Genomic DNA, 14,013 nt, shown 5'->3' on the forward strand with positions numbered 1-14,013 from the left:
ATGTACTTGATTTAACCTATTTTTACTAAGGCCATAATCTATATGTTATAAGCGTTACTCATAGGCCATTATGTACATTGCTGTTCCAATGACAGACCCAGCGGTGGTATTGCCTGTTGAGTAATATTGGGCTACTAATGGAATAGAGGCAGTTCCTGATGAACTGATGGTCGCTTGTGATGTTGCATGCGTCATAAAAACTTGTTGTTGAGTAACACCATCAAGAAGACGTATTTCAACATTAGAGGCAGTCCCCCCTGTATTTAGTACATTGCCATTGCTCCCATTGAGTGCAGTATAGATCCACGCCTTGGCTTTAGAGGCTTGTGTACAATCTTTGATTTCAATAGAGAATCCTGTGTTTCCTGCTGTTTGGCCTGCAGTTGTTAACACAGAAGATGATACTGTTGGCATCAGCACGACAGGGCTTGTCGTTTCACCATTGATACTGACATTACATGTTTGAGAGGTAACTTCACCTCTAAAATTAATGGTATTAGCCTGCTCTGCAAAAGCTAAGGTAGGTAAAGTGCTGGCGGTAAGTAAAATACTAGAAATAAATTTTTTCATCGTTTCTCCTAAAACTACATATTTCAAGATATAAGATCTTCTATTAAATACCTTGTTATTTACACTATTCCTTTAATGACAAAAATTTAGATAATAATCAGACGCTAATAGTTTTAGTACAATATTTAAATATTAAGCATCTATTCTAATAATACTTTTGGCTAATACTCTTAAGTGCGGCGTAATTATAATAGAAAAATTTAAAGATACAATGCCCTTTGAAATAAAAATTAATAACAGAATTTTTTTAATTAATATTGAATTTTTTTAATTTATTGATCATCCCTATATTAAAACCGCGGTACAGTAAAAAACGCCCTTGCTTTGCTTTTTCTTTGAGGTCTTTAGGCGAGTTACCAAATTTTCGCTCCCATACCATTTGTAGTTGTTCTTGCCAGTCATACCCAGACTCATCAAGTGCTTGGGTTATTTCTGTTTTATTAATACCACGTTCGAGGAGTTCTTGTTGTATTCGTAAAGGTCCATAACCATTATTGGCTCGGCTTCGAATATAAGATTCTAAATAGCGACTTTCATTAAGGAGTTTATCTTGAGTGAGCTGATCAAGAACATTATCGATAAGCTCAGGCAGTGCTCCCTTGCGTAATAGCTTTCGTTTTAGCTCAAGACGGCCATGCTCGCGCATGGCTAATAAGTCCATAGCTACCTTGCGGATAGCCATGGGGGTCTCTAAAACAGCCATGTGTTAGTCATCTGATGAAGTTGTATCATCATCGGCTGTAAATGAAGCAGGTTGGTTCAGTAGCTGCTCACGAATAGCTGTTTCTAATGCTTTGGTAATGTCTGGATTCTCTTCCAAGAATTTAGAAGCATTCGCTTTCCCTTGGCCAATTTTTTTACCATCATGACTATACCAAGCACCTGCTTTTTCGATAAGTCCTAATTGTACGCCTAAATCTATAATTTCACCTGTGCGGTAGATACCTTTTCCGTACAGAATTTGGAACTCTGCTTGACGGAAAGGCGGCGCCACTTTGTTTTTAACCACTTTAACACGTGTTTCACTACCAGTAACTTCATCGCCTTCTTTAACAGAGCCGGTGCGACGGATATCTAAACGGACTGACGCATAGAATTTAAGTGCATTACCACCTGTTGTTGTTTCAGGGTTGCCAAACATGACACCAATTTTCATACGAATTTGGTTAATAAAGATAACTAAACAGTTGGCAGTTTTGATGTTTCCTGTGATTTTACGTAAGGCTTGTGACATTAAACGAGCTTGTAAGCCCATGTGTGAGTCACCCATTTCTCCTTCGATTTCCGCTTTCGGTACAAGCGCTGCTACTGAGTCAACAATGATGACATCCACAGCGTTAGAGCGCACAAGCATGTCAGTAATTTCAAGGGCTTGTTCACCAGTATCTGGTTGTGCTACATAAAGGTCATCAACATTAACCCCTAATTTGCCTGCATATTGAGGGTCAAGTGCGTGTTCTGCGTCAACGAAAGCGCAAACACAACCTTGTTTTTGCGCTTCAGCAATAACAGAAAGGGTAAGCGTTGTTTTACCAGAAGATTCTGGACCATAAATTTCAACAATACGGCCTTTGGGGAGACCGCCAATACCAAGAGCAATATCAAGACCTAGTGAGCCTGTTGAAATGGCAGGAATGGTTTGACGCTCATGATCGCCCATGCGCATGACAGCACCTTTACCAAATTGCCTTTCAATTTGCGTGAGAGCAGCGGCAAGGGCGCGTTTTTTATTCTCTTCCATTATCAATCCTCATTCGTGTAAAAAGAAACATCTATAGCATTATTTTTGCTAAAATTTGGTGACTATTATTTCATAGTGGTTGCTAATAACCAAAGCACTTTTTAGTTTTCAGTGGGTATTTTTTGTTGTGTTAAGCGGATGAGCCCATGAAGTGCTAATTGAATCGTTTCCTCTCTAATACTTTCGCGATCTCCCTGAAATTGTGCACAGTGACTATAGTATTGATTATTGCCATACCACCCAAACCATACCATTCCTACAGGATGTTTATCTGTTCCTCCTGTAGGGCCTGCCACCCCGCTAACCGCAACACCAAACTGTGCATTACTTTGAGTGATTGCACCTTTTATCATGGCATTCACCACTTCTTCACTCACAGCGCCTACACTACTAAACAATTGTTCAGGTACATTAAGTAATGCTGTTTTTTGCCGATTGGAGTAAGTAATATAGCCAACTTCAAACCAACCAGAGCTACCAGAGATGCGCGTAATAGCCTCGGCAATACCACCACCTGTGCAGGATTCGGCAGTGGTAACTTGCGCCTGTAATTTTTTTAGTTGCTTTCCTAAGTGTTGTGCTAAGTGGTTAATCGTCGTTTTCATGTTGAGCCTATTTATTGGCGTAAACCTTTGCCAGTTTTCAGTAAATAAAGACTTGCGACATAAAGCAGGATGGTTGCCGCAACTAAGAAACTAATTGCAATGTAAATATTGATGTCCGAAACACCCAAAATACCATAACGAAAAGCGTTGACCATATGGAGAATAGGGTTGATCAATGAGACATCTTGCCAAAACTTGGGCAGTAGATCGATGGAGTAAAATACTCCACCCAAATAGGTGAGGGGAGTTAGGACAAAGGTTGGAACAATGGATATATCATCAAAATTACGGGCATAAACTGCATTAATAAAGCCAGCCAAAGAAAAAACAGCGGCTGTAAGAATAACAACTAATAAGGTAATACCAATATGGTGTATATCCAGTTTAGTAAAGAAGAGAGATAAAATAGACACAATAAAACCAACCGCAAGCCCTCTTAAAATCCCACCCGTTATAAAACCAAAGAGTATGGTATGGGGTGAAACAGGCGAAATAAGAAGTTCTTCAATCGAACGATGGAATTTTGCACCAAAAAAACTAGAGACAACATTGCTATAAGAATTGGTGATAACCGACATCATAATCAGGCCGGGAACGATGTATTGGATATAATCAAATCCTCCCATGTCACCGATACGGCTTCCAATGAGCTTACCAAAGATAATAAAATATAATGCCATTGTGATGGCAGGTGGTAGCAGTGTTTGTGGCCATATTCGCATAAAGCGATTTATTTCGCGAAATACAATGGTACGTAGGGCGATTAGGTTTGTTGTTAATTCAATATTCATGATGTTTGTTCTGTCTCGTTGTTTTCAACTAAATCTAAGAAAAGCTCTTCGAGTCGGTTATTTTTATTTCTCATACTAGAAACAGTGATAGCGTGCTGGTTTAATTGATTAAATAATTCATTAATACCTTCCTCGTGCTTAACAACAACCTCTAGTGTTTGATTATCAATGAGTTTACAATGATAATCCTGTAGTTTTGGAGGAGCATTTAAAGGCGTTACGAGGTCTAAAATAATCGTTTCTTCATTGAGGGTATTTAATAAACTACGCATGCTGCTATTTTTAATGATTTGCCCATGATTAATGATCGCAATATGACGGCATAACTGTTCTGCTTCTTCAAGATAGTGAGTGGTCAGAATAATGGTCATGCCTTGTTCATTAAGCTTGGTTAAAAAGTTCCACATCGAGCGGCGTAACTCAATGTCTACCCCCGCAGTGGGTTCATCTAAGATGAGTAGTTTTGGTTCATGAATAAGAGCGCGAACAATCATGAGGCGACGTTTCATCCCCCCTGATAGCATTCTAACGGTAACGTCTTTTTTATCCCATAAACCAAGCTCTTTAAAATAATATTCAGCACGTTCTTTTGCTATTTTGGGCGGAACACCATAGTAACCAGCCTGTGTGATAATTACATCAAAACACTTTTCAAACTGATTAAAATTGAATTCTTGAGGAACAACGCCTAAATGGCGTTTTAAGTTAAAAAGGTCTGTATCATAGTCATGACCAAATACTTGGATAGTACCACTGGTTTTATTCACTAGGGATGAAAGGATACCAATGGTGGTTGATTTACCCGCACCATTAGGGCCTAGTAAAGCAAAAAAGTCCCCTTGATCTACTTCTAAATCAATCCCTTTTAACGCTTCAAAGCCATTGTTATAGGTTTTTGTTAACTGTTTTATAGACAGAGCAGGTGTCATAATACTCTCATTTTTGAACATAAGTTTTTATCTTAACACTTTGATTAAGATATTTGCAGTCGTTATATTATATATGGACTATAGGCGTAAATAGCAAATCAGATTATAATAATCGATTAAAGTTTAGCCAGTAAGGTTAAGCGTTTTATTAATTTATAGGTGTATCAGTAAAAGGTTATAAAGATCAATATGGGGCAATTTCAAAGGATTCGTCCTTACCATGATGATGAAGTACCGAGCGTAATCGCTAGACTGTCAAAAGACAATGAATTTATCAATATCGTATTAAAGTACCGTTTTCCTCATCTAAGCAGTGCTTTTGGGTGGATGTTGCGTCCGTTTATTGCTTATAAATTAAAGAAGTATTTATCACAAATTAATACAGTCACCGATTTACAATTAAAGATTACCGACTATGTTCGGCATTCTATTTCTTCATCCATTGCGCATTTTAATTACTCTACTTCTAAACCACTCGATACAACAAAAGCTCATTTGTTTATAGCAAATCATCGCGATATTGTGATGGATCCGACATTAACCAATTATGCACTGCATTTATTAGGGTTAGATACTCCACGTATTGCCATTGGCGATAATCTACTGCAAAAACAATTTGTTGCCGACTTAATGCGCTTGAATAAAAGTTTTATTGTGCAGCGCTCTGTCACTGGGCGTAAAGAAAAGTTAGTGGCTTACCAAGAGTTATCAGCCTATATTAATCATTCACTTATCAACGATCATGTCTCTATTTGGATTGCTCAAGCAGAGGGGAGAGCTAAAGATGGTAATGATGAAACTGACCCAGCATTATTAAAAATGCTGCATATTAGTCGTAAAGAAGAAGTGTTTGCTGATGTAATTGCCAGTTTAAATTTATTGCCAGTGTCTATTAGTTATGAATATGACCCTTGTGATCTCATGAAAGCCCGCGAGCTCTATATTAAAGCAACCGAAGGTAAATACACGAAAGCGGTAGGTGAGGATGGTCAGAGCATTGCGCTAGGAATTACAGGGTATAAAGGTGATGTTCATGTGCACTTTGGGCATATAATTACAACAGGATTTGAAGACGCTAAAGAGTTGGCTGATCTGGTTGACCGACAAATACTTAAAAACAGTTATTTGTTTCCTGTTAATTACTTAGCTTATGAGCAATGGGATAAAGCGGATAAGAGTTTGATAGTTCCTCCGATGGAGTCACTATTTACGGATGAAAAAATAGCACAGTCAAAAATTGAATGGCAAAAAAGATTAGAGACATGCCCTGATGAGCATAAACCTTATTTAATTATGCAGTATGCTTACCCTGTTTATAATAAGTACCGATTAAAGTAGATAGTAGCTAGCCCTTTATTAAGGGGCTAGCTGATTTTGGTTATTGATTTACTTTAGATTTTAGACGGCCGGCATAATCTTTGGCAAATTGTGCTGCAATACGTCCTGAACGTGAGCCACGGTAAGTAGCCCACCGAATAGATTCTTTAGCTATGTCTTCATCATCACCCATTTCAATACCATAAGTATTTAGCCATTGGCTTACAGCAGCTAAGTATTGTTCTTGAGTAAACCCATAAACCGAAATCCATAAACCAAAGCGTTCAGAAAGAGAAACCTTTTCTTCAATGACTTCACCTGGATGAATCTCACCTTGTTGGTCAGTACGATAACTTAGGTTATCATCAATACGCTCAGGCATTAGATGTTTACGGTTTGAGGTGGCATAAATGAGAGTATTATCTGATTTGCCTGCAATAGAACCATCTAACACGGTTTTTAGGCCTTTATATCCTGTTTCGCCTTCTTCAAATGAAATATCATCACAAAAAATAATAAAGCGCTCAGGACGTCCTCTGGTTAAACTGACAATTTGAGGTAGATCCATCAAGTGTTCTTTATCAACTTCGATGAGTCGTAACCCTTGCTTGTGAAATGCATTTAAGCACGCCTTAATTAAAGAGCTTTTTCCTGTACCTCTTGCACCTGTTAATAAAACATTGTTGGCGGGTAATCCCTCAACAAATTGTCGTGTATTTTGTTCAATTAGCCCCTTTTGGCGATCAATATTTTTTAAATCATCGAAGCTAATTAAATTAGGTTCTTCAACAGGAATGAGTACGGGTTGTTCTACCCCATTAAAGAAACGATGCTCCCATAAGTAGGCGATAGTATCGCCATGTATGGTATTGTTGATGGGCGCTGGGAACGCTTGCTCTAAACTGTTTGCAATACGTGTCAATTGCGCAAGGATTTGTTGTAAAGGTAAATCATTCATAAGTATTCTGATAGATATCTTTTGGTTGAAAATGATTGTAAATGCTTAGGTTATATTAAGCATTCTACGCCGATATGTACTATATCTTATATTGTTTTACCTTTTGGGTAATCTAAAATTAAGATTAATTTTTTAAAGCACTGGTAAGGGTATTGACCAGTGCTTATCTATTAGATAGCTGTTTTAATAATGGACTCTTAAATTAGATAAAAGTTGCGGTAGATAGGTATTAATTCAAAAACTAATACCTATCTTTTAAGTTGAAGTTGATGGGGATTGTTATTGTTCTTGCATTTTTTCCATTAAGGACATCAGCCGGTGGTTTCGGTAAAGGTTGTGCCCTATCTAATAAGTTAAGAACTTCTTGGTCTAATAAGGGATAGCCGGAACTTTTAACAATTCTTTTGGCCGAGAGATTTCCTTGGGTATCGATAGTGAAGTTTACAGAAACTGTGCCTTGTTGTCGTTTCTTACGGGCCATCATGGGGTAGCGTTTATATTTTGCAATATGAGCAAATAAACGAGATTGCCAAGTGATTTGTGCTTTGGATGGACTGGTGGACGCTGTTGTTTCAGGTGCTGCGACACGGTCAGATATTTTATCACTGGCAGCAGAAGCAGTGGATGATATTTCTGCTTTAGGCAATGTATCTTCAGTTATTTCTTTAGGTTTTTCAACTGGTTTTTCAACAGGTTTTTTTACCTGCTTTTTAATAGGCTTGGGTTTAGGTTGCTTATTAATAACCACTTTAGGTTCTGGTTTTTCTATAATGGGCTCTGGTAAAGGATCAGGCTCATCGATAGGGTCAGGTTCCTCAGGTGTTGGATCAGATATCTGTTGTGTAATCGGGGCGGGGTCTTTTTGTGGTGTATTGTTAGGTGCCTCAATGGATGGAGCTAGTTCTACCATGATTGCAGCAGGTGCAGTAAGCGGTGGAGGGGGAGCCGCATGCCAACTAAACATTAAAGCAACAGCTAAACCAATGTGTAAGCCTATTACAATAATAAGCGATATAACCCAAAGAATAATCGATGAAAGTTGCTTATTTTGCATCGTTCTGAGTAGCCTCTAAACCCACCAAGCCAATTTTCAAATAGCCTGCACTTCTAAGATCATTCATAACAGTAATGAGGTCTTCGTAATTTACGGTTTTATCAGCTTGGAAGAAGATAGTTGTTTCTTTATTACCATTTGTTTGCTTATCTAGTTGTTCAGCCAACTGGTCATTATTGTTGACTAAATTATTGCCTAAATAAAGCTCATTTCCTTCCTTTAGCGTCAATATAACAGGTTTATCAGGCTTGGGTTGTGGTTTAGCTGTAGAGGTCGGAAGGTCTACTTTGATATCTACTGTCGCTAGCGGTGCGGCTACCATAAAAATAATAAGTAATACCAGCATCACATCAATAAATGGTGTGACGTTAATTTCACTCATTACTGCACTATCATCGCTTCCTTCTTTTAGATTAATTGCCATGAATGCTAACCTATTTTGACTCAGCCGTGTGGTGACTGCTTGTTCTAGATGTGTAGTTTTCTCTATCTAAGTCTCGGCTTAATAACAGTAGTGCTTTGGCCGAGATATCGCTTACAAGAACTCGATAGCTATTGATCGCTCGCACAAAAATGTTATAGATAATAACTGCTGGGATGGCGGCAACTAACCCCATTGCCGTGGCTAATAATGCTTCCGCAATACCTGGAGCAACAACCGCTAAGTTAGTGGTTTGTGTTTCTGCGATACCAATGAAGCTGTTCATAATTCCCCATACGGTACCAAATAGGCCAATAAAAGGAGAAACAGAACCGATGGTTGCCAATACACTGGTGCCAGTATTCATTTGTCGCCCACTTGCAGCGACTAGGCGGTCTTGACGAAAGGCAGCACGTTCTTTGATACCCTCTTGACTGGTTGTGTTAGCTGAGAGATCAAGTTCTTCTTGTATATCATTGATTAAGATATTGGTTAGACTATTTTTAGCAAATTGATCTGAAACATTACATGCTTGCTTAAGTGTTTTTGCTCCATTTAGTGAAGCCATTTCTTTGCGTAGTCGCTTTTTAGCAAGAGTGAGCTCAGTGAGTTTGGCAATAAAGATCGTCCATGTAGCTAGTGAGGCAAGAAGTAGACCAATCATTACAATTTTTACAATGATATCTGCGTTTTTATACATTCCCCACGGAGTAAGATCATGCGTTAGTGCTACGTCAGAAGCTACTGTATCGTCATTTATTGTGAGGTTTGGTGTTGGGGGTAATGTTTTTCCTTCACTGCCAGCTTCAGAAGTTGTTGCTACACTGTGCTCCATTGGGTTTTGAGGCGTAGCTGTTTCTGATTGTTGCGCAAAGCTTACAGAACTAAAACAGAGCGCTGTTACTAAAAGCATTTTTATGACAATCGATGTGTAATGACCTGATACTTTTAACATAGCTATCCAAAATTTTAATGGTTAAAAATAATAAGAATTATTCTCATTATCTCAGAATATGTTATTTAACAAAAGTCATTTTATATTTTTTTTGAGTTTTGTGCTGAATGTTTAATGCAGTTGTTAGCAAATAAACTGTTGTATACTGTTTGATATCAGTGGAGAAAGGTATTATTTATGCAGGTAACTGTTGTTGAGGGAGATTTACTAGACCAGCCTGTAGATGTGATTGTTAATGCATGGAATCGTAATATTATTCCATGGTGGCTTTTAATTCCCCAAGGGGTATCTGGTGCTATAAAAAAGCGAGCAGGTTATGCCCCTTTTTGTGAGTTGGCTAAAAAAGGGCCTATAGCTCTAGGGGGTGCAGTGATGACAGGTGCAGGAAAGTTACCTTATAGGGCTATTATACACGTTGCAGGTATTAATCTGTGTTGGTTTGCTACACGCTACTCGATAGAGCAATCTGTATTATCTGCAATGAAGATCGTTAATGAGCAGCAGTTTAAGCGTATAGCGTTCCCTATCATTGGCGCAGGGTCGGGGAGTTTTAGCCAAGAAAAATCATTAAAACTGATGCAAGATACATTCAGCCAAATAGAATCAAGTGCCCAAGTGATCATTGTAAAATTTAAACGCTAACTTAATAGGCTAACGATTTTATTTAACACCTGCTTTTTTTTGGCATTCTGCGTACAGCACATTTAACTCTTGATTGGTTGGCATTGTGCCTGCTTTTATTCCCTCTAGTTCAGGAATAATACAATGACAATAAGTATCAATTTGTTTGCTTGTCATTTTTTTATCAGCGTTCACTTGTGACTGTTTTTGAGCTAGCATATCAATACACATTTTTATGGTATCGTCATTGGCTAATACATTGCTTGAAGCAGCAAAGGCAATTGTTAGTAATAATATGAGCTTCATAATCTTTACCACATGAGGTGGGGTTATAAACATTATTTATACAAACTGGTTAATCAATTTATTATATAATGCATGTTCATTAAAAAGTGGAATAGCCTTATCTTTTACCTAACCATTCAATATTCGTTCAGTGAAAACAAAAAAATCCATATTTAAAAGGCTACAGCATAACCCCATTGTTTGTGTCATTATTTTATTGTTAACCGTTGCTCTTTATTATCAATTACCTGTTACAGACGATAAGTTCACTGTACGTGTTATCTCTGTCATTGATGGTGATACAGTGGATGTTTTGTCTGATAATCAGCGTCAGCGTATTCGCTTGGCTTATATTGATGCACCAGAAATAGGCCAGCCTTATGGTCAGAGATCTAAACAAACACTTATCGCATTAGTAAAAAATAAAATGGTAAATATTAGGCCTCTTAACCAAGATAATTACCAACGAACTGTGGCTATTATTGAGGTTGATAGTATGAATATTAATCGAGAAATGGTTCGATTAGGCATGGCATGGGTGTATACCCATTACAATGATGATTTACTACTTTTGTCTTTAGAAGCTAAAGCAAAAGTGAATAAAACAGGTCTATGGCAGCAGAAAAATCCTATTGCCCCTTGGATTTATCGGCAGAGTAAAAAGTAGAAATAGGTCGTTAAAGCCTTGTAAGTGTTATTACAAGGCGTAGGGTTTTATAAAGATTGTACGTCAGCATTTTGACTACGGTTTCTTAGAAAGTGGTCCATTAAAACAATCGCCATCATCGCTTCTGCAATAGGTGTTGCTCTGATGCCTACGCAAGGGTCATGTCGGCCTTTGGTGATGACGTCTATTTCATTGCCTTGGGTATCTATTGAACGCCCAGGCGTAGTTATGCTAGGAGTAGGTTTCAAAGCAAGGTTGGCTACAATAGGTTGACCTGATGAGATACCTCCCAAGATACCCCCAGCATTGTTTGATAAAAAGCCTTCTTTCGTTAGTTCATCTCGGTGCTCTGTACCCCGTTGGCTTACACTCGCGAAACCGGCACCTATTTCTACACCTTTAACGGCATTAATGCTCATTAGTGCATAGGCAAGTTCTGCATCTAAACGATCGAAAATAGGTTCTCCAAGCCCTACAGGAACCCCATCGGCAATGACTGTAATCTTAGCGCCAACAGAGTCTTGATCTCGGCGTAGCTGCTCCATGTATTTTTCGAGTTCTGGTAATAGATCCAAATTAGGTGCGAAAAAGTGATTACCTGCAGCGTTTAATGCTTCCCAACTATCAAAAGGTATTTCAATAGGGCCAAGCTGGCTCATATAACCACGTACCTTAATGCCTTGTGTCGCTAGATATTTTTTGGCAATGGCACCAGCCGCTACGCGCATTGCTGTTTCACGTGCAGATGATCGGCCACCACCGCGATAATCCCTAATACCGTATTTATGGTAGTAAGTGAAATCTGCGTGGGCAGGGCGAAAAATATCTTTAATCGCTGTATAGTCTTTAGATTTTTGATCGGTGTTACGAATTAATAAGCCGATAGGACACCCTGTTGTTACACCCCCAAAAACGCCAGATACAATTTCAACTTGATCTGCTTCTTGGCGCTGTGTGGTGAATTTACTGCTACCAGGGCGGCGTCTATCAAGGTCGTGTTGTAAGTCTGCTTCTGTTAAGTTAAGCCCCGGTGGGCAGCCATCAATAATAGCCATTAGTGCAGGGCCATGGCTTTCTCCTGCGGTTGTAACGGTGAATAGTTTACCAATGGTATTACCCGACATAATGGCATGTTCCTTTTTAGATCGATAAAAAACGAGGCAATGCCGATATTGCCTCGCTTGGTTTTATTATTGTAGTTTCACACCTTGTAAACCGACAGATGCTCCTATTTCTTGTGCTGCACTCGCACCTATTTTTTTGGCAAAGCGGTCGAAAGGGGTATCTTCTACTGTGTAGTTTTTTAAGTTTTCTACACCTATGACATCGCGTGCAACGGAGCTTGTACTACCAAAGCCATCGATTAAACCTAGTTGTTTGGCTTGTTCACCTGACCAGATTAGACCAGAGAAAAGTTCAGGATGATCTTGATATTTTAAACGATCACCTCTGCCTGCTTTAACTTGGTCAATAAATTGTTGGTGAACAATATCAAGGGTTTTTTCCCAAAAATCGACTTCATCAGGTTTCATTGGTTGGAATGGGTCTAAGAATGCTTTGTGTGCACCTGAGGTATAAGCACGGCGCTCAATACCAAGTTTATGAATTGCATCCACAAATCCAAAGCCTGCCGCTGTCACACCAATTGACCCTACAAGGCTTGATTTATCAGCATAAATTTCGTCTGCCGCACTGGCAATATAGTAAGCACCTGATGCGCCGAGATCAGTAATTACTGCATACACTTTTGTTTGTGGGTAAATTTTGCGTAAACGTTTAATTTCGTCATAAACATAGCCAGCCTGGACGGGAGTACCGCCTGGACTATTGATGCGCATGATAACGGCTTTTGTATTAGGGTCTTTAAATGCTGTTCGTAAGGCTTTAATTATATTGTCTGCACTGGCATCTTGCTGATCTGCAATCATCCCTCTAACGTCAATAACTGCTGTATGTGCGCTATTTGTTGAGATATCTCCTTTAAAACTACCCATGGCTATCGCCAATAAGACAAAAAGATAAATAAATGTAAGTAGTTTAAAAAAAATGCCCCAGCGTCTTGAACGACGTTGCTCAATGATGCTTGTTTGCAATGTTTTTTCTAATAGCTTCCAACTTTTCTCATCACTGAGTGAAACCTGAGGTTTTTGATCTTCAGACATGCTTTAATCCTAAATAGTGTATCTGTAATAATAATGCGTATTTTAAAGCTAAATCATAGCATAATTTCATTCTAAATTTATTTTCTTTCTTTTAGAATTAAGTCAATAATTAGGGGGAAAGACAATGGCCTTTTCAAAAGCAGAAAAAGAGAAACTACTCACAATCAACGGCATTGGTAATACAGTAATTCAACGTTTCGAACAAATTGGAATAGATTCTTTGTTAGCATTATCAAAAACAAATACAGAGGATGTTATTTATCAGATAGCATCTATGTTAAAAGTAAGCTGTTGGAAAAATAGCCCTCAGGCTAGAGCTGCTGTTAATGATGCAATTCAGTTTGCGAAGATCTATTGTAATGATAAGTCAGCAAATTTAAACTGATAAAGTACTATATTGGCATTCATGATCAAGTAGCCATTGTTTTCGATTCAGACCTCCCGCATAACCTGTGAGTTGATTATTTTTTCCAATAACTCGATGGCAGGGTACAACAATAGCAATGGGGTTGCGGTTATTGGCCATCCCCACGGCTCGGCAAGCCTGAGGGCTACCAATTTGTTTGGCTAGTTCACCATAGCTGGTTGTAGAACCTGCTGGAATGGCTCTAAGTGCTTGCCATACTTTTTTCTGAAACTCAGTTCCGCACGCGGAAACAACTAGGGTATCAATTGCCTGAATATTTCCTGCGAAATACTCTTTGATTGTATCAATCACCATGTGAGATTGTGCCGTTTTCTGTAAAGTTATCGTAGGGACTTGATAAAAGCGACAGAGTTGTTTCATCGTCTCTTGTCTAAATTCTTGCCAGCCGATAAATTGAAGTATGGACTTTTGATCTAACCAAATGACAAGTTCGCCGATAGGGGTGCAAATAATATGCTCATTCCATGTCAAAGTGGGTGTAGCTTTCATTGTGTTTACCTAGCTGTGGTA

At 38.6% G+C, this 14,013-nt stretch carries 18 protein-coding genes; 4 read left to right on the forward strand and 14 right to left on the reverse strand.

Translation table 11 applies throughout. The features are described from left to right. Positions 1 to 54: 54 nt before the first annotated feature. The 6 genes from DM558_RS14845 to DM558_RS14870 all read right to left on the reverse strand — a co-directional run bounded on the left by DM558_RS14845 (position 55) and on the right by DM558_RS14870 (position 4,636). Positions 55 to 570, reverse strand: a complete 516-nt coding sequence (locus DM558_RS14845) for a fimbrial protein (protein WP_127164646.1) — start codon at positions 568 to 570, stop codon at positions 55 to 57. A 247-nt stretch (positions 571 to 817) separates the two neighbouring features. After that, on the reverse strand, positions 818 to 1,273 hold the full coding sequence (locus DM558_RS14850; protein WP_127164647.1) for a regulatory protein RecX: 456 nt from the start codon (positions 1,271 to 1,273) through the stop codon (positions 818 to 820). A gap of 3 nt (positions 1,274 to 1,276) precedes the next feature. Next, on the reverse strand, positions 1,277 to 2,311 hold the full coding sequence (recA, locus tag DM558_RS14855; protein ID WP_127164648.1) for a recombinase RecA: 1,035 nt from the start codon (positions 2,309 to 2,311) through the stop codon (positions 1,277 to 1,279). A gap of 101 nt (positions 2,312 to 2,412) precedes the next feature. Then, positions 2,413 to 2,916 carry a CinA family protein gene (locus DM558_RS14860; protein WP_127164649.1) on the reverse strand — a complete coding sequence of 168 codons (504 nt, stop codon included), beginning with the start codon at positions 2,914 to 2,916 and terminating at the stop codon, positions 2,413 to 2,415. An 11-nt stretch (positions 2,917 to 2,927) separates the two neighbouring features. Further along, on the reverse strand, positions 2,928 to 3,707 hold the full coding sequence (locus tag DM558_RS14865; protein ID WP_127164650.1) for an ABC transporter permease: 780 nt from the start codon (positions 3,705 to 3,707) through the stop codon (positions 2,928 to 2,930). Continuing rightward, entirely contained in the window at positions 3,704 to 4,636 is a 933-nt protein-coding gene (locus tag DM558_RS14870) for an ABC transporter ATP-binding protein (RefSeq protein WP_127164651.1), read from the reverse strand. The genes DM558_RS14865 and DM558_RS14870 overlap by 4 nt, the downstream gene beginning before the upstream one ends. Positions 4,637 to 4,825: 189 nt before the next feature. On the opposite strand from DM558_RS14870, the gene DM558_RS14875 reads away from it, so the two are divergent. Then, positions 4,826 to 5,974: a 1-acyl-sn-glycerol-3-phosphate acyltransferase gene (locus DM558_RS14875; protein WP_127164652.1), complete on the forward strand. Its 1,149-nt coding sequence runs from the start codon at positions 4,826 to 4,828 to the stop codon at positions 5,972 to 5,974. 40 nt (positions 5,975 to 6,014) lie between these two features. On the opposite strand, the gene DM558_RS14880 is transcribed toward DM558_RS14875, so the two are convergent. From DM558_RS14880 to exbB, 4 genes are all read right to left on the reverse strand, one after another. Then, positions 6,015 to 6,911, reverse strand: coding sequence for an ATP-binding protein (locus tag DM558_RS14880; protein WP_127164653.1), 897 nt, complete (start codon positions 6,909 to 6,911; stop codon positions 6,015 to 6,017). Positions 6,912 to 7,152: 241 nt separating this feature from the next. After that, positions 7,153 to 7,965, reverse strand: a complete 813-nt coding sequence (locus tag DM558_RS14885) for an energy transducer TonB (RefSeq protein WP_127164654.1) — start codon at positions 7,963 to 7,965, stop codon at positions 7,153 to 7,155. Further along, positions 7,955 to 8,389 (reverse strand): TonB system transport protein ExbD, encoded by a 435-nt coding sequence (gene exbD / locus DM558_RS14890; RefSeq protein ID WP_127164655.1) that lies wholly within the window; start codon positions 8,387 to 8,389, stop codon positions 7,955 to 7,957. The genes DM558_RS14885 and exbD overlap by 11 nt, the downstream gene beginning before the upstream one ends. 10 nt (positions 8,390 to 8,399) lie before the next feature. Continuing rightward, positions 8,400 to 9,341, reverse strand: coding sequence for a tonB-system energizer ExbB (gene exbB / locus DM558_RS14895; RefSeq protein ID WP_127164656.1), 942 nt, complete (start codon positions 9,339 to 9,341; stop codon positions 8,400 to 8,402). A gap of 177 nt (positions 9,342 to 9,518) precedes the next feature. Between exbB and DM558_RS14900 the strand changes: the two genes are divergently transcribed. Next, complete coding sequence (locus DM558_RS14900) at positions 9,519 to 9,983, forward strand: macro domain-containing protein (RefSeq protein ID WP_109703752.1); 465 nt, start codon at positions 9,519 to 9,521, stop codon at positions 9,981 to 9,983. Positions 9,984 to 10,001: 18 nt separating this feature from the next. Here the strand turns inward: DM558_RS14900 and DM558_RS14905 are convergent, their stop codons facing one another. Continuing rightward, a complete protein-coding gene (locus tag DM558_RS14905) occupies positions 10,002 to 10,268 on the reverse strand; it encodes a hypothetical protein (protein WP_127164657.1) in 267 nt (88 codons plus the stop codon). Between the two features lie 130 nt (positions 10,269 to 10,398). Between DM558_RS14905 and DM558_RS14910 the strand changes: the two genes are divergently transcribed. Further along, positions 10,399 to 10,914 carry a thermonuclease family protein gene (locus DM558_RS14910; protein ID WP_164731475.1) on the forward strand — a complete coding sequence of 172 codons (516 nt, stop codon included), beginning with the start codon at positions 10,399 to 10,401 and terminating at the stop codon, positions 10,912 to 10,914. A gap of 47 nt (positions 10,915 to 10,961) precedes the next feature. On the opposite strand, the gene aroC is transcribed toward DM558_RS14910, so the two are convergent. Both aroC and DM558_RS14920 read right to left on the reverse strand, forming a co-directional pair. Beyond that, the gene (aroC, locus tag DM558_RS14915) at positions 10,962 to 12,038 is read right to left on the reverse strand and encodes a chorismate synthase (protein ID WP_127164659.1); all 1,077 of its coding nucleotides are present in this window, start codon (positions 12,036 to 12,038) and stop codon (positions 10,962 to 10,964) included. Positions 12,039 to 12,104: 66 nt separating this feature from the next. Then, positions 12,105 to 13,076: a S49 family peptidase gene (locus tag DM558_RS14920; protein WP_127164660.1), complete on the reverse strand. Its 972-nt coding sequence runs from the start codon at positions 13,074 to 13,076 to the stop codon at positions 12,105 to 12,107. 124 nt (positions 13,077 to 13,200) lie between these two features. Here DM558_RS14920 and DM558_RS14925 point away from each other — a divergent pair, with 124 nt between their 5' ends. Continuing rightward, on the forward strand, positions 13,201 to 13,461 hold the full coding sequence (locus tag DM558_RS14925; RefSeq protein ID WP_127164661.1) for a helix-hairpin-helix domain-containing protein: 261 nt from the start codon (positions 13,201 to 13,203) through the stop codon (positions 13,459 to 13,461). On the opposite strand, the gene DM558_RS15965 is transcribed toward DM558_RS14925, so the two are convergent. Beyond that, positions 13,453 to 13,992, reverse strand: coding sequence for a methylated-DNA--[protein]-cysteine S-methyltransferase (locus DM558_RS15965; RefSeq protein WP_127164662.1), 540 nt, complete (start codon positions 13,990 to 13,992; stop codon positions 13,453 to 13,455). The genes DM558_RS14925 and DM558_RS15965 overlap by 9 nt on opposite strands. Positions 13,993 to 14,013: the final 21 nt, after the last annotated feature.

The organism is Entomomonas moraniae (assembly GCF_003991975.1).
In the GTDB taxonomy this organism is placed as follows: Bacteria; Pseudomonadota; Gammaproteobacteria; order Pseudomonadales; family Pseudomonadaceae; genus Entomomonas; species Entomomonas moraniae.

Coding starts and splice junctions, on each gene's coding strand:
- DM558_RS14845 (WP_127164646.1), bottom strand. CDS start 570: ATGAAAAAATTTATTTCTAGTATTTTACTTACCGCCAGCACTTTACCT.
- DM558_RS14850 (WP_127164647.1), bottom strand. CDS start 1,273: ATGGCTGTTTTAGAGACCCCCATGGCTATCCGCAAGGTAGCTATGGAC.
- recA (WP_127164648.1), bottom strand. CDS start 2,311: ATGGAAGAGAATAAAAAACGCGCCCTTGCCGCTGCTCTCACGCAAATT.
- DM558_RS14860 (WP_127164649.1), bottom strand. CDS start 2,916: ATGAAAACGACGATTAACCACTTAGCACAACACTTAGGAAAGCAACTA.
- DM558_RS14865 (WP_127164650.1), bottom strand. CDS start 3,707: ATGAATATTGAATTAACAACAAACCTAATCGCCCTACGTACCATTGTA.
- DM558_RS14870 (WP_127164651.1), bottom strand. CDS start 4,636: ATGACACCTGCTCTGTCTATAAAACAGTTAACAAAAACCTATAACAAT.
- DM558_RS14875 (WP_127164652.1), top strand. CDS start 4,826: ATGGGGCAATTTCAAAGGATTCGTCCTTACCATGATGATGAAGTACCG.
- DM558_RS14880 (WP_127164653.1), bottom strand. CDS start 6,911: ATGAATGATTTACCTTTACAACAAATCCTTGCGCAATTGACACGTATT.
- DM558_RS14885 (WP_127164654.1), bottom strand. CDS start 7,965: ATGCAAAATAAGCAACTTTCATCGATTATTCTTTGGGTTATATCGCTT.
- exbD (WP_127164655.1), bottom strand. CDS start 8,389: ATGGCAATTAATCTAAAAGAAGGAAGCGATGATAGTGCAGTAATGAGT.
- exbB (WP_127164656.1), bottom strand. CDS start 9,341: ATGTTAAAAGTATCAGGTCATTACACATCGATTGTCATAAAAATGCTT.
- DM558_RS14900 (WP_109703752.1), top strand. CDS start 9,519: ATGCAGGTAACTGTTGTTGAGGGAGATTTACTAGACCAGCCTGTAGAT.
- DM558_RS14905 (WP_127164657.1), bottom strand. CDS start 10,268: ATGAAGCTCATATTATTACTAACAATTGCCTTTGCTGCTTCAAGCAAT.
- aroC (WP_127164659.1), bottom strand. CDS start 12,038: ATGTCGGGTAATACCATTGGTAAACTATTCACCGTTACAACCGCAGGA.
- DM558_RS14920 (WP_127164660.1), bottom strand. CDS start 13,076: ATGTCTGAAGATCAAAAACCTCAGGTTTCACTCAGTGATGAGAAAAGT.
- DM558_RS14925 (WP_127164661.1), top strand. CDS start 13,201: ATGGCCTTTTCAAAAGCAGAAAAAGAGAAACTACTCACAATCAACGGC.
- DM558_RS15965 (WP_127164662.1), bottom strand. CDS start 13,992: ATGAAAGCTACACCCACTTTGACATGGAATGAGCATATTATTTGCACC.